Annotated in this window: 19 protein-coding genes; 3 read left to right on the forward strand and 16 right to left on the reverse strand. The window is 58.5% G+C overall.

Annotated features, from left to right (window positions below; genetic code table 11):
* Nucleotides 1-179: 179 nt before the first annotated feature.
* From GCU45_RS14135 to GCU45_RS33790, 8 genes are all read right to left on the reverse strand, one after another.
* The gene (locus tag GCU45_RS14135) at nt 180-1,319 is read right to left on the reverse strand and encodes a glycoside hydrolase family 88 protein (RefSeq protein WP_152403064.1); all 1,140 of its coding nucleotides are present in this window, start codon (nt 1,317-1,319) and stop codon (nt 180-182) included.
* 2 nt (nt 1,320-1,321) lie between these two features.
* Nucleotides 1,322-3,181, reverse strand: a complete 1,860-nt coding sequence (locus GCU45_RS14140) for a heparinase II/III family protein (RefSeq protein WP_244364567.1) — start codon at nt 3,179-3,181, stop codon at nt 1,322-1,324.
* A gap of 33 nt (nt 3,182-3,214) precedes the next feature.
* Nucleotides 3,215-4,864, reverse strand: a complete 1,650-nt coding sequence (locus tag GCU45_RS14145; protein WP_152399404.1) for a response regulator transcription factor — start codon at nt 4,862-4,864, stop codon at nt 3,215-3,217.
* Nucleotides 4,857-6,662: a sensor histidine kinase gene (locus tag GCU45_RS14150; protein ID WP_152399405.1), complete on the reverse strand. Its 1,806-nt coding sequence runs from the start codon at nt 6,660-6,662 to the stop codon at nt 4,857-4,859. The genes GCU45_RS14145 and GCU45_RS14150 overlap by 8 nt, the downstream gene beginning before the upstream one ends.
* A gap of 71 nt (nt 6,663-6,733) precedes the next feature.
* A complete protein-coding gene (locus tag GCU45_RS14155; RefSeq protein WP_076172816.1) occupies nt 6,734-8,125 on the reverse strand; it encodes an ABC transporter substrate-binding protein in 1,392 nt (463 codons plus the stop codon).
* A gap of 252 nt (nt 8,126-8,377) precedes the next feature.
* The gene (locus tag GCU45_RS14160; protein WP_105445697.1) at nt 8,378-9,217 is read right to left on the reverse strand and encodes a carbohydrate ABC transporter permease; all 840 of its coding nucleotides are present in this window, start codon (nt 9,215-9,217) and stop codon (nt 8,378-8,380) included.
* Nucleotides 9,218-9,238: 21 nt separating this feature from the next.
* The gene (locus GCU45_RS14165) at nt 9,239-10,174 is read right to left on the reverse strand and encodes a carbohydrate ABC transporter permease (RefSeq protein WP_152403068.1); all 936 of its coding nucleotides are present in this window, start codon (nt 10,172-10,174) and stop codon (nt 9,239-9,241) included.
* Between the two features lie 232 nt (nt 10,175-10,406).
* Complete coding sequence (locus tag GCU45_RS33790; RefSeq protein ID WP_167527139.1) at nt 10,407-10,550, reverse strand: hypothetical protein; 144 nt, start codon at nt 10,548-10,550, stop codon at nt 10,407-10,409.
* Nucleotides 10,551-10,622: 72 nt separating this feature from the next.
* Here GCU45_RS33790 and GCU45_RS14170 point away from each other — a divergent pair, with 72 nt between their 5' ends.
* Nucleotides 10,623-11,093, forward strand: coding sequence for a hypothetical protein (locus GCU45_RS14170; protein WP_152399406.1), 471 nt, complete (start codon nt 10,623-10,625; stop codon nt 11,091-11,093).
* 25 nt (nt 11,094-11,118) lie between these two features.
* On the opposite strand, the gene GCU45_RS14175 is transcribed toward GCU45_RS14170, so the two are convergent.
* From GCU45_RS14175 to GCU45_RS14185, 3 genes are all read right to left on the reverse strand, one after another.
* Nucleotides 11,119-12,747 carry an NAD(P)H-hydrate dehydratase gene (locus GCU45_RS14175; protein WP_152399407.1) on the reverse strand — a complete coding sequence of 543 codons (1,629 nt, stop codon included), beginning with the start codon at nt 12,745-12,747 and terminating at the stop codon, nt 11,119-11,121.
* 151 nt (nt 12,748-12,898) lie between these two features.
* On the reverse strand, nt 12,899-13,531 hold the full coding sequence (locus GCU45_RS14180) for an NAD(P)-dependent oxidoreductase (RefSeq protein ID WP_152403070.1): 633 nt from the start codon (nt 13,529-13,531) through the stop codon (nt 12,899-12,901).
* A gap of 79 nt (nt 13,532-13,610) precedes the next feature.
* Nucleotides 13,611-14,333, reverse strand: coding sequence for a DUF421 domain-containing protein (locus GCU45_RS14185; protein WP_152399408.1), 723 nt, complete (start codon nt 14,331-14,333; stop codon nt 13,611-13,613).
* 174 nt (nt 14,334-14,507) lie between these two features.
* Between GCU45_RS14185 and GCU45_RS14190 the strand changes: the two genes are divergently transcribed.
* On the forward strand, nt 14,508-15,158 hold the full coding sequence (locus tag GCU45_RS14190) for an MgtC/SapB family protein (protein ID WP_105445702.1): 651 nt from the start codon (nt 14,508-14,510) through the stop codon (nt 15,156-15,158).
* Between the two features lie 302 nt (nt 15,159-15,460).
* Entirely contained in the window at nt 15,461-16,324 is an 864-nt protein-coding gene (locus GCU45_RS14195) for a hypothetical protein (protein WP_152399409.1), read from the forward strand.
* Nucleotides 16,325-16,495: 171 nt separating this feature from the next.
* Here GCU45_RS14195 and GCU45_RS14200 read toward each other — a convergent pair whose 3' ends face one another.
* The 5 genes from GCU45_RS14200 to GCU45_RS14220 all read right to left on the reverse strand — a co-directional run bounded on the left by GCU45_RS14200 (nt 16,496) and on the right by GCU45_RS14220 (nt 20,236).
* Nucleotides 16,496-16,714: a YezD family protein gene (locus tag GCU45_RS14200; RefSeq protein WP_076172809.1), complete on the reverse strand. Its 219-nt coding sequence runs from the start codon at nt 16,712-16,714 to the stop codon at nt 16,496-16,498.
* 125 nt (nt 16,715-16,839) lie between these two features.
* Nucleotides 16,840-17,700, reverse strand: coding sequence for a sulfate ABC transporter permease subunit CysW (gene cysW / locus GCU45_RS14205; RefSeq protein WP_145161364.1), 861 nt, complete (start codon nt 17,698-17,700; stop codon nt 16,840-16,842).
* A 75-nt stretch (nt 17,701-17,775) separates the two neighbouring features.
* Nucleotides 17,776-18,609: a sulfate ABC transporter permease subunit CysT gene (gene cysT, locus GCU45_RS14210; protein WP_076172807.1), complete on the reverse strand. Its 834-nt coding sequence runs from the start codon at nt 18,607-18,609 to the stop codon at nt 17,776-17,778.
* A gap of 41 nt (nt 18,610-18,650) precedes the next feature.
* Nucleotides 18,651-19,769, reverse strand: a complete 1,119-nt coding sequence (locus GCU45_RS14215) for a sulfate ABC transporter substrate-binding protein (RefSeq protein WP_152399410.1) — start codon at nt 19,767-19,769, stop codon at nt 18,651-18,653.
* 278 nt (nt 19,770-20,047) lie between these two features.
* Nucleotides 20,048-20,236: a hypothetical protein gene (locus GCU45_RS14220; RefSeq protein WP_152399411.1), complete on the reverse strand. Its 189-nt coding sequence runs from the start codon at nt 20,234-20,236 to the stop codon at nt 20,048-20,050.
* Nucleotides 20,237-20,302 lie beyond the last annotated feature (66 nt).

The raw sequence follows: 20,302 nt of genomic DNA on the forward strand, positions 1-20,302 counted from the left end.
TCGCTGCTGAAATAACAGTTATCAACCTTCATTAAGTTTAAAAAAATATAAAATAAAAAAAAGAATAAGACCCTAAAGTCCCATTCCTTTCGTCCATTCATGTATTCAGGTGTAAACACAAGTTCGGCCGTTCAACCCTGGGCGTACCCATCGCCCCTACACCGCAATACAACGTACGCTTATTCCCAATAAAACGGTCCTTTCCCCTGCAGCCGGGCGAGGCCCTCCACGAAGAAAAAGTCGCCATAAATCAGCGGCACGTCCACATTCGTTTGGTTCGGATAATGGCTCGTCCCATGCAAAATGAGGCCTTCCTGCGCATGATCGTCCAAAGCGCCGTAATTCGCGTACAGCGACTCCAGCATGCGCACGGCCGGCTCACGGTAGACGGCTGCTTCCAGCTCGCCCACCTGCTCCGACAGCAGGAGCAGCCCGCTGGCCGCGCACGCGCCGGCCGAGGAGTCGCGGTACCGCCTTTCTTCCAGCGGTGCCCGGAAGTCCCAGTGCGGCACGTGGTCCTCCGGCAGATTGGCAAGGAAGAAGTGGGCGACGCGCTTGGCCGTGTCCAGATAGGTTTGCTTGCCGGTATGATGATAAGCCAGCGTCAGGCCGTATATGGCCCAGGCCGTGCCGCGGGACCAGGCCGACTCCGGCGCATAACCCTGGCCGCCGAGGCCGCCGATGCGCTCGCCCGTGTCCGGGTCGTAGCGCATGATGTGGTACACGGAGCCGTCCGGCCGGACAAAGTCGGCGGCCACCGTGTCCATATGCGCCTCGGCGACGTGGCGGTACCGCGGATCGCCGGTCATGGCGGATGCCTGGAACAGCAGCGGCACGTTCATGGCGCAGTCGATGATGGCGACGCCGGCATTGTCCTCGCCCGCAGACCACGGATTCCAGGCGCGGATGAACCGGCCTTTCAAATTAAAGCGGGCGGCCAGGTAATTGGCCGCCTTGAGCGCCCTCCGCTTCGACTCCTCGCTTCCCGTCAGCTTGTAGGAAGCCAGGCTCGTCAGCGTCCACATAAATCCGAGGTCATGGTCGAGACGGGTGTAGCCGTCCAGCACTTCATCGAGCCGGGCCTCGCATTCCTCGGCGATCCCCCGCAGACGCTCGTCCCCGCTGCCGTTATACAGCAGCCAGAGCAGCCCCGGCCAGAAGCCCGCCGTCCACCAGTGCGGGGGTTCCAGCACATACTCACCGTTTGGGCTGGCATGGGGAAATCCCGCCCCAATGCGCTGGCTCGTGCGCCGGACTTTATCCAGCGCCTTCCCCCAAGCTTCATTTACCCATACCGCCTGCGCGGCCTGTTCCGTCATATTCACTGCCGATCCCCGCTTTCCTCGTTATTTGGCTCAAACTCGAAAGTGACGGCAACCCGGATGGAGGGCTCCGGCTTCCGGACCGTCAAATCGATCGTGTACCATTCGGCTTCACATCCGTCATGGTCCATAAACATCCGCCGGGTGATCTCCGGCGAGAGCATCCCGCCGTCATAATGTATGATCAGCTTCAGTCCCTGCTCTCCTGATCCTTGGAGCTCGATCCGGTCCCCCGCAAGCCGCGGCCGGACGCGGGTGACAAAACGCTCCACCACCGAGCTTGGCGCTCCTGCAAACCGGTACTCGTCGGTCAGCGCCAGACTCGGCAGCTCCCCCTGCATCTCCCAGCGGAGCGCGCGGTGCAGGCCTTCCAGCCCCGCGTACCGATAGGCTTGCGTGAGGTCCACGCCAAACACAGCTCCAGCCTCATCGGCATAAGCCTCCTCAACCACCGCCCGGCTGTCCACTCCTTCGGCCTGATACTGGCCGCCGACGATCGGCACGCTGTGCCCCTGCGAGCCGTTGCAGTCGTAGGTGTAGCGCTCCGGTCCGAAATACGACTTCGTGTATTCCCCGCTGCCAAGGTCGGCGAGGAAAAACTCGCCGTCCCCGTACAGCATAAACTGCCCGAGGTCGTTATGGTTGTGGGGCTCGGCGTTATGCCCGCCTTTGGCTGCAAAGCCGAACGCGCAGCTGGGGCCGGCATGCCGCCAGATGAGCCACTGTGCGTCGGGCAGGTAGCCGAAGAACGGCCCCCACTCGCTCTGGGCCGGCTCCCCGCTCCGCCACAGCAGATTCCGGATGGCCGGCGCCCAGCGGCTGCAGTGATCCTCCGTAAACGCAGCCCGGAGGCGGGCCGGCGGCCGCTGGAACTCGGGATACAGGCCGGCCAAATAATCCGACAGCCCCGGCTGAATGCTGCCGCTCGGCCTGGAGTCGGAGAAGTTCGCCACCGCGCTTCCGCCAAGAAAGCATTTTTGCTGAAACAGCGCGATGCGGCGGACCTTGTCGCTGGCGAACCAGTCCAGCCGTCCACGGGACCGCTTCCGGAGCAAAACGGCGTAATACGTAAAATAACCGAATCCGTAATTCCAGTACCCGAGCCCCTCCTGACAGGCACCGTCTTCACCGAACCCCGTCAGGTAGCAGTTCATGCTTCTCTCCGCCTTCGCCAGAACGGCCGCCAAACGGTCCGCATCCTCCATCAGCAGCAGCGCCGCCGCGCCGATCGATCCGGCGCACACAGCGGACCAGTTATGTACGGCCGACTCCCAGTGAAACTCCCGGGCCAAATACGGCTCGAACAGGCGGCGATGCACTTCATCCCGAATTCGGCTCCGGATCAGGGGCGGCAGATCGTCGCCCGCCAGGTACAGAAGCTCGCTGAGCGCAAATCCGGTTTCAGCGCTGAACAAATCGATCTCGCCTCCGGCGTCGCCTTCTCCCAGGTGGGCGGGGAGACACCAGGTATACTCCTCCAAAATAAGCCACAGCGTATCGCACAGAGCCTCGCGGTATTCATTCCGCTCAGGCTCAAGCATCGTCAGAATCGCGAAGGTGTTCAGCCGGCGCCGCCGCTCGAAATACACCCGCTCATACCCAAGCCGGCGCCCGGTACGGGCAAAGTCGGCATACAGCGAGTACGTTAATACAGGCAGCGGCAGTCCAAGCAGCCGCTGACCTTCCGCCTGAATTTCACGCCGGTCCGCTTCATACAGGTCCGAGGTCCGGACCTTCTGCCAGAAACGGGCCGCGTCGCCGTCCGGATAATACAGGTCCAGCCCGGCGGGAGCCATGTCATGAGCCACTTCCTTCAGGAACGGACTTCCTTGCTCATGACGGGATGATGATTCCAGCAATTGCGAATCCTCCTCTCTTATGCGGTCCAAGCCTCACCGCAGCCGGCTCCGGTATTCGACCGGGGTCACGCCGGCATAAGATTTGAATGTCTTAATGAAATAGCTTTGATTGTCATAGCCCAGCTGCTCGCAAATCTCCCCGACGTTCGCTCCCGTCCGGTCCAGCAGCTCCTGGGCCCGCATCATTTTGAGCCGGGTCACGTATTCGATAAAGGTGCTGCCCGTCTCCTTCTTGAACAGCCGGCAGAAGTAGCTGGTGTTCATGTGAAGGTGCTCCGCCACCTCGTCCAGCGAAATCCGGCTGTGCAGCCGCCGCGTGACGTACACGCAGGCTTCGGTAATCTCGGGCCGTCTGCCGGACTTATGTCCGCCAAAATCGGTCGCCGCCCACGACTCCAAATGCCCGTTCAGCCAGGCATGAAGATCCGCAAGCGAATCGATGTCCGCGATTTCCTTATTGAGCGTATCCGCGGAAGATGCCGTCGAAACGGAAGGGATGGCTTGAAGCTTCAGCTTCAAATCGAGCAGCAGCTTGAGGACCCAATCCTTCACCGTCTCCGGCGGATACCGCTCCTTGCGGATCCTCGCCATCCAAGCAGCCGTCGCCGACCGGATCGCCTGCGGCTCCCGGTCCAGCAAGGCCCCGCGCAGCTCGCCAAGTGCCTCATCGTAGAAGCTGAACAGGTCCCGCGGCGGCAGGTCATCCTCTTCCGGCTCCGGCTCCGGCTCCTGCTTCGACCTTGATACGCGCAGCTTCACCGTCTCTCCGGGTTCCAGATAGAAACGCAGCCCGCCCGAGGCCAGCAGACCGCCGAGCGCCTGCTTCAAGCTCTCCGGCGAAGCGCAGGGCTCGCCGATGCACAGCGACATGTCAACCTTAAGTACTTTTCGCAGCGCGGACTGGATTTCCTTCAGCATCTGCGCCGTTTCCTCATATAAATTCCGATGAAGCCCCGGCTTGCCGGAGAAAAACAGCAGCCAGGTTCTGGCATCGTAACCCGCGTGTACCCCGCATGGTGCAAAGTTCTCCAGCACTTCCTTCATGACGTTGCCGACGGCAAAGCGCAGCGTTTGATCCGAGAAGAAGCGGTATTTCACCTGCCGGTAGTTCTCCAGAAATCCGGCGACCGGCAGGGTGTGCTCGCCTTCCCGGAGCAGGCCGTACTCCGCCGCTTCCTTCCTCCAGTTCTCCGGGGACAGCAGGGGCAGATCGATGAGGTTTTTCAGGCTCTGTTCCTTCCGCAGCTCCTTCGCCTCATCATACATGCGCTTCATCCGGCTGTGCTCCCATCCGGCCTGCTTCTCCTCATCCATCGCCTGCTTGAACCGGGTGAGCCGCTGTACCAGATCCTCCGGGTCAAGGGTGTCCTTCAGCAGGTAGTCCTGTACGTTCAGACGGACGGCCTGCTGCGCATACTGAAACTCGCTGTGACAGGACAAAATGGCGATTCGCACGGCGGGATTCAGCTCCCGGATGCGTCCCGACAGCTCCAAGCCGTCCATCTTGGGCATCCCGATATCCGTAATGAGAATATCCGGGGTCTGGCGCTGGGCCTGCTCCCAGGCGCTCCATCCGTTCTCGTGGGTGGACATCAGCCTCAGCCCGAGCTCCTCCCAGCGGATCGTCTCCGACAGCAGCTCAATCACGGGGTAATCATCGTCGGCCAGCATGACATTATACATCCCGCAGCCCCTCCTTCCGTGGAATATGCATTTCAATCACGGTTCCGGCCCCCGGCTCGCTGTTCACGCAAGCCTGGAATCCATCGCCAAACATCATGTTCATCCGCTCCGCCACATTAGGCAGGCCAATGCCTGAAAAGGAGCCGCTTGACGGCGAAGGCTCCGCTTCATAGGCGGCTCCGTTCAGGATCCGCATCAGCTCCTGCCTCCGCTCCTCTTCCATTCCCGCGCCGTCGTCAGCGACCGTCAGAATGATCCGCTCCGCCTCCGTCACCGCCCGGATCGATATCGTGCCCGCCTGGCGACTCAGCCCATGAATCATCGCATTCTCGACCAGGGGCTGCAGGAAGAAGCGCGGCACTTTGATCAGAAACGCTTCCGGGTCAATATCCAGCTGCAGCACGGCCTCCTCCTTCTGCCGCAGGTTCATCAGAGCGACGTAATGGGAAATCAAGTCGATCTCCTCGTGCAGCAAAATTTCGTCGTCCTCGCGGCTGATCGTCATGCGGAGCAGGACCGACAGCGAGCCGATCATTTTGGCGCTCTCCGGATCGCCGCGCTTCATCACCTTCATCCGGATGGAATTTAACACGTTGAACAAAAAATGGGGATGAATCTGCGCCTGCAGCATTTTAAGCTCGGCCCTTCGCTTGCGGGCCTGGTGGTCCGACACCTCGGCGATCATCTCTTTGACCCGGTCCAGCATCTGGTCGAATAACAGTCCGAGCCGCCCAATCTCATCGTTGCCGGCCACGCCTGAGCGCACGTCCAGGTTGCCGCGCTGCACCGCGTTCGTTACCTTGCCAAGCCGGACGAGCGGCGTCGTGAACCTGCGCACCAGCACGATCAGCAGCAGAAGGAAGATGAAGAACGAGATCATTTCGAACAGAAATACTTTGCTGAAGATGGCATTCAGGTCCACGATTGCGTCCCGATACGGCTGCATCAGCACGAGATGCCAGCCGTTCATCGGAATCTCCTGCTCCACCATCAGGAACTTCTCCCCATCGATCCGTTCAATCGAATACGGCTTGTTTCCCTCGTTCAGATCAGCATAAGCAAACTTCCTGCCGATTTGGCCGGCCGGTCCCGATACGATCGTGCCCGAGCCGTCGACCATCAGCACCCGGTTTCCTTTGGAGAGCCGGTCAAAGATGCCGCTGACCTGATCCTCCACCCAAGACACCACCACATAGCCGTAAATTTCCGAATTGGCCAGCCGCAGCGACCGGGCAATGGACAGCTGATAGGGGTGATCGGCTTGATCCTGCACATAGACGGTTCGCTCAGGCCCGGTCCAATAAGATTCCAGCCCCCTCAGCTCCTTCATCTGCCTGAACCAGGGCTGCCGGGTCAGGTCCGGCGGATTGTAATCGCTTACGGAATAATTCATGTAATACGCCCCGTTTGTCAGCAGCACGGTCACATACGTCTGCTCGCCGACCACCGTCAGGCTGTCGAGCTGCTCCAGCACCCGGTTCGCCTCGGTGAACCGGCGGTACGGATCTTTCTCCTCGTTGCCTGAGGCGACTTGCTTGAAGTACGTATTCAAACCAGAATTGACCTGAATGTAGTTGGCAATGTTCAGCTTGCTGGACAGCAGGTTCGTGACGGATCCGGCCACCAGCTGCAGCGAATCCCTTGCGTTCGATACGGCCTGCCGCTTCACCGCCTCCCGCGATAAGCCGTTGTATACGATCAGGCTGATGACCGCGGGAACGACAATGCAGACAATCGACGCGAAAATGAGCTTGTGGCGAATCGAGCGCAGCGCCAAGTGCCGCAGCCGGTTGATCATGATGGTCCCCCCAGGGTACAAAAAAGGGACGAAATCGCCGTCCCCCGTTTTTGGATCATATTATACCAAAATTATTTTTGGTTGGATTCGATGATTTTGTTCACGCGCTCCTGCGAGTTTTTCACCGTCGCATCGATATCCTGGTTGCCGAGGATCAGCTTCTCGTATTCCTCGTTGACCGCTTTGAACACTTCGGCCTGGTAGGAGGCCGGCGGTACGATCGCTGATGCTTTCGAGGCGACCAGCGTGTCGACCAATGACTTCTTGTCGACCTTCTCCGGGGTTTTCGTGCCGGCGAGGATTGTATCGATGATCTGCTCCACCTGGTCGCTCTTCACCTGGCTCCAGGCCGGAATATTTTTACCTTGGACCGTCTGCCCTTCGGTCGTGTACCAGCGCACGAACTTGTAGGCTTCTTCCTTATGCTTGGACTTGGCAGCGACGGCGACATAATCGGTCGTGACCGGGGTGATACCCGTGGGATCGCCCTCTTTGTTTTTCGGGAACGGCGCCACGGCGACGTTAAACTCCAGCGGCACCTTATCCGTCCCGCCGATTTCGGTATTCATCCAGCTGCCGATCACGATCATGCTCGCCGATTGGTTAAAAAACTGCGTCCGGTAATTGAGCTTCTGCGAAATCATATCGGTATACGGAACAGAGGACTGGTCTTCCTTCTCCATTTTCAGCCGTAACTCAAGTGTCGCCCGGAAATTGGGATCATCCAGATTCGAGGAGCCGTCGGCCTTGAGAAAGTCAGAGTTTTCCGGCTGATTCTCCATCTTCAGCTTCAGGAACTCCAGCCAGCCCCCGCCCTGCGGGCCGTGGAAGTACGTGCCGTAGCGCTTGCTTGCGCCTTCGCCCTTGGTGAGCTTTTTCGCATAATCGGCAAACTGGTCCCACGTCCAATCCGTCGGCACGCTCAGGCCTGCTTCATCCAAATGGTCCTTGTTCAACAGCACATACCATGGGTTGAACTTGCCCGGCAGCGCATACACTTTGCCGTTCAGGCGGGTATCGACTTTATAATCCGTCTCTTCCTTATAACCGTCCTTGGCAATGTAGTCGTCCAGCGGTTCCGCCATGCCCAAAGCCACGCGCTGCGCGTATCCGGCCGGATCGCTGAACATCAGGATGTCCATCTGTGCAGAGGACGCCGCCTCCAGGTCCAGCTTCTTGGAAGCCTCCTGCGTATCGCCTTTTTCGCTGAGCTGCACCAGCTCGATCGTGACGCCGGGGTTGGCGTCTTCGTAGGCTTTGAGCGTCTTGCTCCAATTGTAAGCTTCCTCGGTTCCATAGGTGTATAATCTCAGGTTGACCTTGTCCTGGCCGCCGCTTGATCCGCCGGAGCCGGACGCCGCCCCTTCGCTATCCCCTCCGCCGCTGCTTCCCCCGCAGCCTGACAGCAAACTGATCAGCAGCATGCCGGCTGCCGCGCCGGTAAGCCATCTTTTTCTCTTCATCCCTCAATAACCTCCCTTGGATTATGCTTGCCCGTGAAAATGCTTCTACCGCCAACTACCATACGGCTACAGAACACCGGCCTCGGGCCGTATGCCCGCTTTATCTGCCTGCCTCCGTGTGCCTCCATGTGCCTCCGTATGCCCACCGCTTGCCGGCTGCGTTTTCCCGTATCTGACGCTTTGATTATACCGGGGCCAATCCCCCGGCTCATGACGCTAAATTGACCGTTGATCCTGCTATTTTGACGGATGCTAGCCCTTGACTCCACCGAGGGCAATGCCTGCGATGACGTTTTTTTGCCCAATGATAAAAATCAGCAGCAGCGGGAAAATGGCGGATACCGCCGCGGCCATGATCAGCGAGTAGAACTCCCCGCTTAAAGACGTAAACTTCTGCATCGCCAGCGGAATCGTAAACAGCCGGTCGCTCCGCAGAAAGATCAGCGGATTCTGGTAATCGTTCCATGTCCAGATAAAACGCAGAATGGCGTAAGTCGCCACCGCCGGCTTTACGAGCGGCAGCGCGATCGAGGAGAAGATGCGCGGATGGCCCGCGCCGTCGATTTTCGCCGACTCGATGAATTCCTGATGAATGCCCATAAAGAATTGACGAAGCATGAACGTGCCCAGCACGCTGAAGCTGCCCAGAATGATCAGACCAAAGTGGCTGTCAAACAAGCCGATGTTGCGGTATAAAATAAACTGCGGAATCAGGATAGCCTGCCCCGGAATCATGTAGGTGACCAGCACGATCATGAACAGCCAGCGCCCGGCGGCAAACTGGATTTTGGAGAAGCCGTAGGCGGCCAGGGCCGACGCCGTGCAGGAGATCAGCGTCGTCAGCACGCTCACCTTGATCGAATTCCAGTAATAGAGATAAAAAGGATAATCCCCAAACCATACCTCTTTATAATTCGCCACCGCGTTCCATTTCCTTGGGATCCACTGGATCGGGTAGACGAAGACGTCCTTTTCGATCTTGAAGGAAGTGACCAGCATCCAGATGAACGGCATCAGAAACAGGATGCTGACCGCCAGCATGACCACGGTGATGACCAGCCTGCGCCAGTCGGGCCCGGTACGTGTCGTCATTTTCCGCTCAGCTCCTTTCGCTTAGTAATTGACCCATTTCTTCTGGGCGGACCACTGTCCGAGTGTAATCAGCATGACAAAGGCAAAGAGAACGGCGGCGATCGCCGAAGCGTAGCCCACTTTCAGATTGACGAACGCCGTGTCGTACAGATACCAGACCATCATCGTCGTGGAGCCCACCGGGCCGCCCTGGGTCATTACTGCGATGATATCGAACACCTTGAACGTTGAAATAATGCCTGTCACCATCAGGAAAAAGGACGTCGGCGACAGCAGCGGCACCGTAATCCGGGTGAATTTCGTCCAACCGTTCGCGCCGTCGATGTCGGCCGCCTCGTACAGGTCGCGCGGAATCGACTGCAGCCCGGCGATGTAAATGATCATGTTGAAGCCGATGGAAATCCAGACCGAAATCATCATGATCGACAGCAGTGCAAAATGCGGATCGGCGATCCATTTCGGCGGATGGTGCACCCCGATCGATTTGAGCAGTTCGTTGATCGGGCCGTACGAAGGCTGGAACAGCACCTGCCAGACGACGGCGACCGCGACGACGTTCGAAATATAAGGCATGAAGTAAGCGACCTTGAAGTAGCTCTTCATGTACACGAACCGGTCGATCAAGATGGCGAGCACCATCGAAATGAGCATGTACACCGGCACGGTCAGCAGAAAGATGACATTATTGCGGACCGATTTAATAAACATGTCATCATGAAGCAAATTTCGAAAATTTTCAAACCCGACCCATCGGATGCCGTTCCATCCCTGCACAAAGTTCCAGTCGGCAAATCCGAGCACCATCGTTGCGACGATCGGCACCAGCACGAGGATGAACACCCCGAGCAGCATCGGGCTGACGAACAGCATTCCCCACAGCGTTTCGCCCCGCTGGAGGGAGCCGCTTTTCCAGGTGCGTTTCCCTATGCCCGGCGGCGCTGCCGCGGCCGTTTCCATTCGTTGTTCCAAGCTCTACACCCCGTTTCTTCTGCATTCCTTAAAGCCTGATTTGATTAAAAGAAAAACGTCTATCGAGGTACCCTCAAAGAAGACAGACCGCGTTTAGCGGAAGTTTTTCTTGCAATATCAGGAAGCAATGGCTCTGGATTTTATACTTGATATTATAAAAAAAATACCGTCAGCAGCTTTGACGGTATTTTGATCATATTCACGCTAATTTTTACTTTTTTCATTCGGTGAGGGACTCGCTGTCCTTCCCGCGGAGCGATTCGTTATGCTTCCGGATGCGCTCCTGCCTTTCCCGGCGCTGGTTCTCCAGCAGCTCGCGCTGATTCATCAGCACGACACCACCTCTGCCGCCTACAGATGACATCCCCAGTCACCTTTACTCCGGCATCCGATTATGCTGTACTACGTACTATGGAATCACAAGGAGAGAAACTTGATGAATTCAGACCGTTCCCCCTTTATCTCGTCCAGGCTCAAATCGGGGCTGTACGCCCTGAACAAGCTCGCATCGGCCGGCTTAACGCTGCTCCTGCTGGTGATACTCTCCGGCATGCTGCCCCTTCAGGATCAGCTTCCTATGGCATCGGACACTGATCTGCCCATTCCCTTGTCCTACTGGGTCTACGGTTATGCGATGACCGCCTCCATTCTGGCGGATTTTGTGCTGTACGTGCTGCCTCCCCTGTCCAGGGACAAACAAATCTCGATCTACGCGGCGGCCGGTTTTCTGTGCTTCTATGCGCTGTATGTACATGACGCCGCAGGAACGGACCATATCGCCTCCACGGTGGCGGGCATGTGTACGGTGCTGCTGTTTTACGTCGGGAAAAAGCTGTTTGTACGCGATTCGCTCATCACGCTGATTTTCGCCCTGCTGGTTCCCCTGCTCTGCTGGGGCTTTCTGTAGCCACCGCTTTTGCGGCTCCGGCCGGCTACAGCGCCTCGATGATATCGCCCGCCACGAGCGATGCCGGATGGGCACGGCGCCGCGCCGCGGCTTCGCCGGCAAGCCCGTGCAGGTACACGCCGAACGCGGCGGCCTGCGGACCGCTTGCGCCCTGGGCCAGCAGCCCGGCGATGATGCCGGTCAGCACGTCGCCGGCGCCCCCGGTCGCCATGCCCGGGCTGCCGGTCGCGTTCACGAACGCATCGCCGTCCGGCGTGGCGATGACCGTCCGTGCGCCCTTGAGCACCAGCGTCACCCGGTGCGCCTTGGCGTATTCGGACGCCAGGCGAATCCGGTCGCGCTGCACCTCGGCGGTGGACAAGCCGGCCAGCCGCGCCATTTCGCCGGGATGGGGCGTCAGTACTGTGTCCGCCTGGCGCGGCTTCCACGCGTCCAGGTCGTCGCTGGCGGCCAGCATGTTGAGCGCGTCGGCGTCGACGACCATCGGGCATGCCGCCTCCTCCCAGAGCGTGCGCAGCCAGCGTCCGTCGCCCTCGAAGCGCCCCAGCCCGGGGCCGACGGCGAGCACGTCGCGCCCGGCCAGCAGCTCGAGCACACGGGCGGCGGAGGCCTCGTGCCAGTCGGCGGCGGTCGCCGAGGCGAGCATGACCTCCGGCGCTGCGCCCGCCATATGCGGCAGCAGCGGACCGGGCAGCGCCCAGGTGACGAGGCCGCTGCCGGCTCGCAGGGCCGCCCGCGAGCAGAGCAGGCCGGCGCCGCTCATCGGCAGGCTGCCCGCCGCTACAAGCACGTGGCCGTACGTGCCTTTATGGCCGTCCGGCGAGCGGCGGCGCGCCGTATCGACCCCAAGCCGCGTGCGCAGCACCTCCTCCGTCAGCAGGAACGCGCTGACGTTCTGCTGCGCGCACAGCAGCGCGGGGATGCCGATGGCGCGCACCACGATCTCCCCGGCGGCTTCCGAGCCGGGGAACTGCGCCAGGCCTCGCTTCAGGAACGCGAGGCATACAGTCCGCCGTGCACGGATGCAGGGATCGTGCACGGCCCCCGTGTCGGCGTCCAGCCCGCTCGGGATGTCCGCCGACACGATGTCCCTGCCGCTGCCGTTCGCCGCGGCAATCAGCTCGGCGTAGGCGTCGCGCGGCGCACCGCGGCTGCCGGTGCCGAGCAGGGCATCCACGATGCCCGTGCAGGCGGTAAAGTCCACGTCGTCTTGGCCGTGGACGAGCACCGGGATGCCCAATGCGCGGGCCGCGTCCCGCTGCAGCGCCGCCTCGCCGGTGAGGCTGCCGGGCTCTGCGGCGTATACGATCGTGACGCGCACACCCGCTTCACGCAAGTACCGCGCCGCGACCAGGCCGTCCCCGCCGTTGTTGCCCTTGCCGGCCAGGACGAGCCAATGCTCGCGCTCCGGTTCCTCCAGCCGGAGCGCGGCGTCCCCTTGCACCGCCTGCACAATATCGCCCTGACTTCCATTCTTGGACTCGGCGCCTTTCCAGCTGCCGCCGCTGACATAACGGCGCTCCCGGCACCACCGGATCACCTCCTCCGCGATGGCTCTGCCGGCGTTCTCCATCAGCGCTACCGCCGGGATGCCGACCTCCTCGATCGTTCGGCGGTCCAGCTCTCTCATTTCGTCGGATGTCACGATATACATCTGCCGTCTCCTCCTTATATGAAACAACCCCACAGATGTGGGGTTATCTTCGTATGTCATCCAGCTGTCTTAAAGGGCCCCTCTTATTGTCGCCCGGATACTTAATATAGAAGCCTTAATATAGAAGCCCGACCGCGAGACCGTCGCTAACCTAGTAAGCTACCGTAAACCGGGTGCGGACAAAATACGGATCCTCCATTTCGTCGATCAGCGCCGCGGCCAGATCTTCGACCGAAATTCGGCTATCGCCCAGTTCATCGGAAATGAGCATGTCCATGCCGATCCGGAAGTTTCCGGTACGCCGTCCGGTTTCCAGCACCGCCGCCGGGCTGAGATAGCTGTAATCCAGATCGGACTGACTGTAAATCTTGTACGCATCCGCATGCGCCCTGGCGAGCGGCACCAGCTCCTGCGGAAATTCCGGCGCATCCATCAGCAGCGTGTCCGGCCCGGTCTTCAGACTGCCCGCCCCGCCAACGATGAGCAGCCGCTTTACACCGGCACGGCGGACGCCCTCGATCAGTGAGCGCGCGGCTTCCAGCAGCTCCTGCTCCTCGCCGAACGTCGGACCGTACGCGCTGATGACCGCGTCCTGCCCCTCGCATACGCTGGCCACCGAAGCAGGGTCCAGAATGTTTCCGGTCACCACCTTCAGCCGTTCATGCTCCTCGGTCAGCTTGGCGGGATCCCGCACGACGGCCGTGACCCCGTGCCCGCGTTTCAGCGCCTCATGGACGATGGCTTTTCCGACCTGTCCGCTGGCTCCAAATATCGTAATATGCATTGCATTGATCGTTTCCATAGGTTATTGTCTCCTTCGCTGTTATGCCTGTTATTATTCTACATGACCTGTCTTCCGCATGCTATCCTTCCGCTTTTTGCAGCCGTCCGCTCCCCGTCTGCCCCTCCCGGTTATGCTGCAAAATGTATAATCCTTTCCCTTCCTCCCATTCGACATAGGCCAGCTTGCCGGGATCGCTGAAGCCTTTTTCCTTCAGCATGGCCGCCAGCCATTTCCGGTCTCTGCCGATCTGCTGCAATTTATCGTCGTTATAATCCCCATCCTCCAGCAGATTATAGGTCAGGCCGGATGGATCCGAATCCAGATCCAGATCCTGTTTTTGGACCGCTTCAAAATCCGCGTTCTTCAGAACGCTGAGCGAGCCGTTCGTCTCAAAGATGGCATAAGCAACCTCGCGCAGGGAAAAAATATCCTTTTGACGCAGCATCATGCGCAGCTGCTCGAAATCCAGACGGTTCTTTTTCATTTCCCGCATATCCACTTTCCCGTTGTGTATTAATATGGAAGGCGTACCCTCCAAAGGCCCCCTGGTTCGGCGCGCATACTGGGTGACTTTTTCAAATAAATACGATAGGATGAACCAAACCGCCAGTCCGAACAGGAGCTGGCCATAGTGGACGTCCTTCTGGTATACCGTATTCCCCACCAGCTCGCTCAGCATAAGCGAGGAGACGAAGTCGAAGGGGGTCAGCTGGGAAATTTCCTTTTTCCCGAGAATCCGGGTCATCAGCCACAAGCCGATGAATCCCGTAATTAATTTTATGGTGATCATGCCATAATCCATAGCCTCCGCCTCCCGTGTCTCATCGTTTGCTCAATATTTACCCATTTCAGGGCGGGGGTGAAAATCCCGATTGGCATCGGCGGGCGGAATGGGTAATGTTACCTGGGGAGCAGTACCTTAGGGACGGTGGATGGTTGCAAAAACATTTGTAGCATGGAGAGGAGCTGTTGTCACATGATTGGTGAATTTATCGTCCGGCTGGCCGTGGCCGGCCTGCTTGGAGCCGTAATCGGTCTTGAGCGGGAGCTGAGGGCCAAGGAGGCGGGGCTGCGCACCCACTTTCTCGTTGCGGTTGGAAGCGCATTAATTATGCTGGTATCCAAGTACGGTTTCTTCGACATTATGGACCACGACCACGTGGCGCTCGACCCGAGCCGGGTCGCCGCCCAAGCCGTCAGCGGCATCGGCTTTTTAGGTGCAGGCATGATCATTATCGAGCGGAAAAGCGTTCGCGGCCTGACGACCGCGGCCGGCGTGTGGGCTACATCCGGCATCGGCCTGACCATCGGCTCGGGCATGTATGCCGCCGGGATCAGCGCCACGATTCTCGTCATGATCGGCTTGGAGCTGCTGAGCATATTCAAGACCGGCAAAGCGCTCAGCATTTCATTTGAGCTGGACGACAAGGAGTCCGTGAAGCCGATTCTAGAGCGCCTGTCGGCGCGGAAAATCGCAGTGACCTCCTACCAGCTCGAACAGGACCCGGGCGATAGCAGCCTGTATCACCTGAACATCAAGGCCAGGGCCAAGCATAACGGTACGCTGCAGGACCTGCTGCGGGAGCTGGGTGAACTGCCTCATATATTATCCGCAAACCTTGAGTAGCGAAGGTTAACCTGTTGAAATCCCGGAAAGGTTATGCAATAGTTAAGAAAAACGGCTATTGATGTATTTTCAAAGGAGACAGACCACATTTAGCGGAAGTTTTTCTTGCGATCATTGAATTTTTATCTTGCTTCGCCTAAAGTTTGTAATTCCATGATCTAAAGAAAAACAGCTGTTGATGCAAATTCACAGGAGACAGACCACATTTAGTGGAAGTTTTTTACGATCATTGAATGATTCAGCTTTACCTTTGAAATTCCTGATCTTGATAAAATAATAATGAATGAAGGGAGGTGGCGCTGTTGTCCCTTGCTCTACAGGCCGGCCTTGACCGGCTGACCGAAACGGAGTCAAATTTGATCATAGCTGGGCTCGCGGTCATCGTCTTCCTCTGGCTGTACATCCGCACATCCCGTTCCTTGAGGGCCGAGGCCGCCGCGCGGCTGGAGCTGCTGCAGCGCACCCTCGCCCTGTACAGCCGGGCGCAGGGCGTCCTTGGCGAAGAAGTGGAAGCCGCCCATGTCGGCGCCCAGGAGCCGGACCAGCTTGTCCAGCTGCTCCAGGAATGCAAAGCGGCTCCGCTGATGACTCCGGAGCTGCTGGACATGATCGATGCTTACATACGCGAACGGGATTTCTCCCGGCTCCTGATGCTGCAGAAAATGCTGGACCGGGAAATCCACCGGCGGATTCATGAACAATCGGTGCTGATCCGCAAAATAGACAATCCCGGCTGGGGCACCAGCTTCTGGAGAATGATCCGTCCGGCGGTTCCTTTCGCCGCTCTGGTCCTCACCCTGTATTGGTTCATCCAGCTGTATAACGGCTTTCAGGACAGCGGCGCCGCCGCCTTGTCGTGGACAAGCCTCGAGCTGTGGACGCGGCTCATTTCATGCCTCGCGGCCACGCTCTTCCTGTACTGGGTCATCATGGATACCCGAAGGGATACGCCGGGCATTCTGTACCGGCTGCTCGCCCTGATCATCGCCGCGGTGGCGCTTCTGCATCTGCTCGGTTTGACCGCGGCACCTTACATACTGGCCGTCCAGCTGGTGCTGTTCCTGTTCGGCTTTACCCTGAATCCCAAGCCCAGCCGCCGGAACCGGCCCTATGCCGGCCACCGCGAAGTAACCCAAGACAACGAGGAGGATCCGAAGGATCGCTGAGTCTCCAAAGCCTGCGTCCTGCGGACCTTCCCCCTCGTTCCACTAATAGGGTTGACCCTTCTGATCTCTTAAAAAATAACCCCGCTGTCCTGCCCCCTTCCACGATGGAAGGCAAGGCATTCAGCGGGGTTATTTATTGTCCGTTCGTCATGCTGACGGGGGAGTCCGCGGCTAGCGCAGCCCGGACTCTCTTCCGGTCCTCCGCTCGGCTCTGGCTGCCGCCTTCACGGAGCTGCCCGGCGTGTTCTCGAACCGTTTGCGTTCCGTCCGCTCCATCTGCACGATCTGTCCCTCATGCACAACGATGTGAAGCGATCCGAATTCCATATCGTTCAGTTGACTCGCAATACGTTCCTTCCATACTTCATCAACGATAAGAGGTTTTGCCACAATTGACGCCTCCTTTAGTTCCTGGATTTTAAGGAATATGAGCCATTGGGGATGAATGTAATAATAATCCTTCTTTTCCAACCAAATTAGTATGGTTTAACATTATCACGCGGGTAAAATCGCTGTCAATGAGCATTTTTCCACGACAGCCAACTTTTAAAAAGAAGAGTGACCAGCGCCAGTAGCAGGAGCAGAGACGCCACCGCAAACGACGCCGAGAATTGGTATTCGTTATACAAAATTTCAACGTGCAGCGGCAGCGTATTCGTCTGTCCGCGGATATGCCCGGAGACGACCGACACCGCCCCGAATTCCCCCATAGCGCGGGCGTTGCAGAGGATCATCCCGTACAGGAGGCCCCATTTAATATTCGGCAGGGTCACCCGGGTGAATACATGCCAGCCTCGCGCGCCAAGCGTTACAGCCGCCTCCTCTTCCTGGGTGCCCTGGTCCTCCATCAGTGGAATTAATTCCCTCGCCACGAAGGGAAAGGTCACGAACAGCGTCGCCAGGATGATGCCCGGCACGGCATAGATGATTTTGATATCGTGGTCGCTCAGCCAGGGGCCGAACCAGCCGTTCGCCCCAAATACGAGCACGAAGATCAGCCCTCCGATGACGGGCGACACCGCAAAGGGCAGGTCGATCAGCGTGATCAGCGCCCCTTTGCCGCGAAACTTGAATTTAGTAATGGCCCAGGCGGCGGCGATGCCGAACACCGTGTTCAGCGGAACGGTCACCAGCGCAACGATGAGCGTCAGTTTCAGGGCGGACAGCGCATCTGGATCGGCGAGAGCCGCGACGTACACATCCCATCCCTTCTTGAGCGCCTCGGTGAGGACGATGAGCAGCGGCAGCACGATCAGCCAGAGCATCGCCAGCCCAGCCGCCGTAATCAGCAGCCATTTCACCCAGGCCGCTTCCGTCGTGGCCGGCGAAGCCTGGGCACTCGTTTGAACGGAAGTCATGGGCACGGTACCTGCCATAGGGAAGCCCTCCTTTTCTTAGTGACACTTGAGCATAGGGTATAGTCCGGGCCGGGGCTAAACCCGGGCGGGGTATTAACGCACCGAACGCCGTGTCCACCGCTGCAGCGAATTGATGACGAGCAGCAGCAGAAACGAGATCAGCAGCAGCAGGATCGCTACGGCAGCTGCGCCGGCATAATCGTACTGCTCCAGCTTTGACATGATGAGCAGCGGGGCGATCTCGGTCTTCATCGGCATATTGCCGGAAATGAATACGACCGAGCCGTATTCCCCGATGCCGCGTGCGAACGCCAGGGCAAAACCCGTCAGGAGCGGCGGAATCAGCTCCGGCAAAATGATGGTCCGAAACGTCCGGAATCGCTTCGCCCCGAGCGTGGCGGCCGCCTCCTCGGCGTCCCGCTCCGCATCCTGCAGCACAGGCTGCACAGTCCGCACAACGAACGGAATGCCGATGAACATCAGCGCGATCGTAATGCCCAGCTGCGTAAAGGCCACCTTGATGCCCAGCGGCTCCAGCAGCGAGCCGATCCAGCCGTTTTGCGAGTAGAGCGCAGTCAGGGCGACCCCCGCTACCGCGGTCGGAAGTGCAAAGGGCAGGTCGATCAGTGCGTCAAACAGCCTTTTACCGGGAAACTCGTAACGCACCAGCACCCAAGCGATCAGCAGCCCCAGGATCGAGTCGATCAGGGCGGCCGCAGCCGAGGTCAAAAAGCTGATCTTGTAAGAGGCCAGCACCCGCGGGTCGGTAGCCACATGCCAAAATTTGTCCCAGCTCAGCCCTGTGGAATTTAGGAGGAGCGCCGACAACGGGATCAGCACCACCAAGCTCAAATACAGCACGCTGTATCCCAGCGTCAGCCCAAAACCCGGCAGCACCCTCCGCCGGGCCGCATTCACTTGACTCATGACCGTTCATCCTTTCCTGCCTTCGGCCTTGTGTGCGCCGATCAGCTGCCAGGCGTATAAATTTGATCGAAAATGCCTCCGTCGCTAAAATGCTTCTTCTGCGTCTCATCCCATGTTCCGAACACATCCTGCAGCGTGAACAGATTGATGTCGTGGAATTTATCCTTGAACTTCTCCTTGACGCTATCCAGTGTCGGCCGGTAGAAGTTTTCCGCGGCGATCGTTTGGCCTTCCTCTGAGTACAGGTACTTCAGGTAAGCTTCGGCTACCTCGCGGGTTCCGCGCTTATCCACGACTTTGTCAACGACGGCGACCGGCGGTTCGGCAAGGATACTGACCGACGGATAGACGATGTCGAATTTGTCCGGACCCAGCTCCTTGACCGACAGCATGGCCTCGTTCTCCCAGGCAAGCAGCACGTCGCCGATGCCGCGCTCTACGAAGGTTGTCGTAGCTCCGCGGGCGCCGGTGTCGAGCACGGGTACGTGCTTGAACAGTTCCTTGACGAACTCCTGCGCTTTGGCCTCGTCGTTATTGTTTTGCTTCAAGGCATAGCCCCACGCCGCCAGGTAATTCCAGCGGGCGCCGCCCGATGTCTTCGGATTCGGCGTAATCACTTCCACGTCGCCTTTGATCAGATCGCCCCAATCCTTGATGTTCTTCGGGTTGCCCTTTTTCACCAGAAACACGATCGTCGAGCTGTACGGCGTGCTGTTGTGCTCGAATTTGCTTTCCCAGCCTTCATTGATCAGGCCTTTCTTCTGAATCGCATCGATGTCATAGCCGAGTGCCAACGTGACTACATCCGCTTCGAGTCCGTCGATAACGGAACGGCTTTGCGCCCCCGAGCCCCCATGCGACTGCTTAATTGTGACCTTCTGGCCCTTTTCTTTTTCCCAATAGGTCGCAAACGCTTTGTTGTAGTTCTCGTACAGCTCCCGTGTCGGGTCGTAGGAGACGTTCAGCAGTTCAACCGGTTTGGCCGAGCTGTCCGCCTGCGCCTCCGTGCTTTTTCCTTCGGTCGTGCCCCCCGCCTCTTTGTCCGTACTTCCGCTGCCGCTTCCATTTCCGCAGGCCGCTAGCGCAGCAGTCAGCAGCAGTGCCAGCCCTGCGCTCACTCCCCGCCTTACGATTTGTTTTCTTCTCCATACGTGTACCATATGACCCACTCCCCAGTGATAAAATGTACGGCCTGACCATGATTCATCGTGAAATTCTCGGTTTGGCCGGTGTTCGCCAAGCAAAAAAGGACAGAGGAAAATCCGGCACAGCCTGCAGACAAAACGGTCATGAATTGACCTGTCTGCTCCTGTTCCAGAGGTTCCTCCGTCCGTACGGTGAGAACTGCAATTTGTAATTATTCCTACCTGATTAGTATGTTATATGGGTATATTGTAGTGAGCCGAAACGTACCTGTCAAACCTTTTTTTCACAAAAATCAATTTCTCTTTCTGGACCTGAACGCCAGGTTCGTGACGGTGCCGACCACCAGACTGACCAGCATTGCGGATACGGCGAGACTGGCCACAACGGCAGCATAATTGGCCGGCGGGACGATATTGATGATCCCCAGACCAAAAACGAGGACAAACACAATCGCGTAATCGAGCCATCGGAACTTCCTCATTCTATCCCCCTCTCATCGCTCCGTCATACCGGAAATGTGCAATGGAGCCTAACCCCAATGTATCAC

The organism is Paenibacillus cellulositrophicus (assembly GCF_009363095.1).
Taxonomy (GTDB): Bacteria; Bacillota; Bacilli; order Paenibacillales; family Paenibacillaceae; genus Paenibacillus_AQ; species Paenibacillus_AQ favisporus.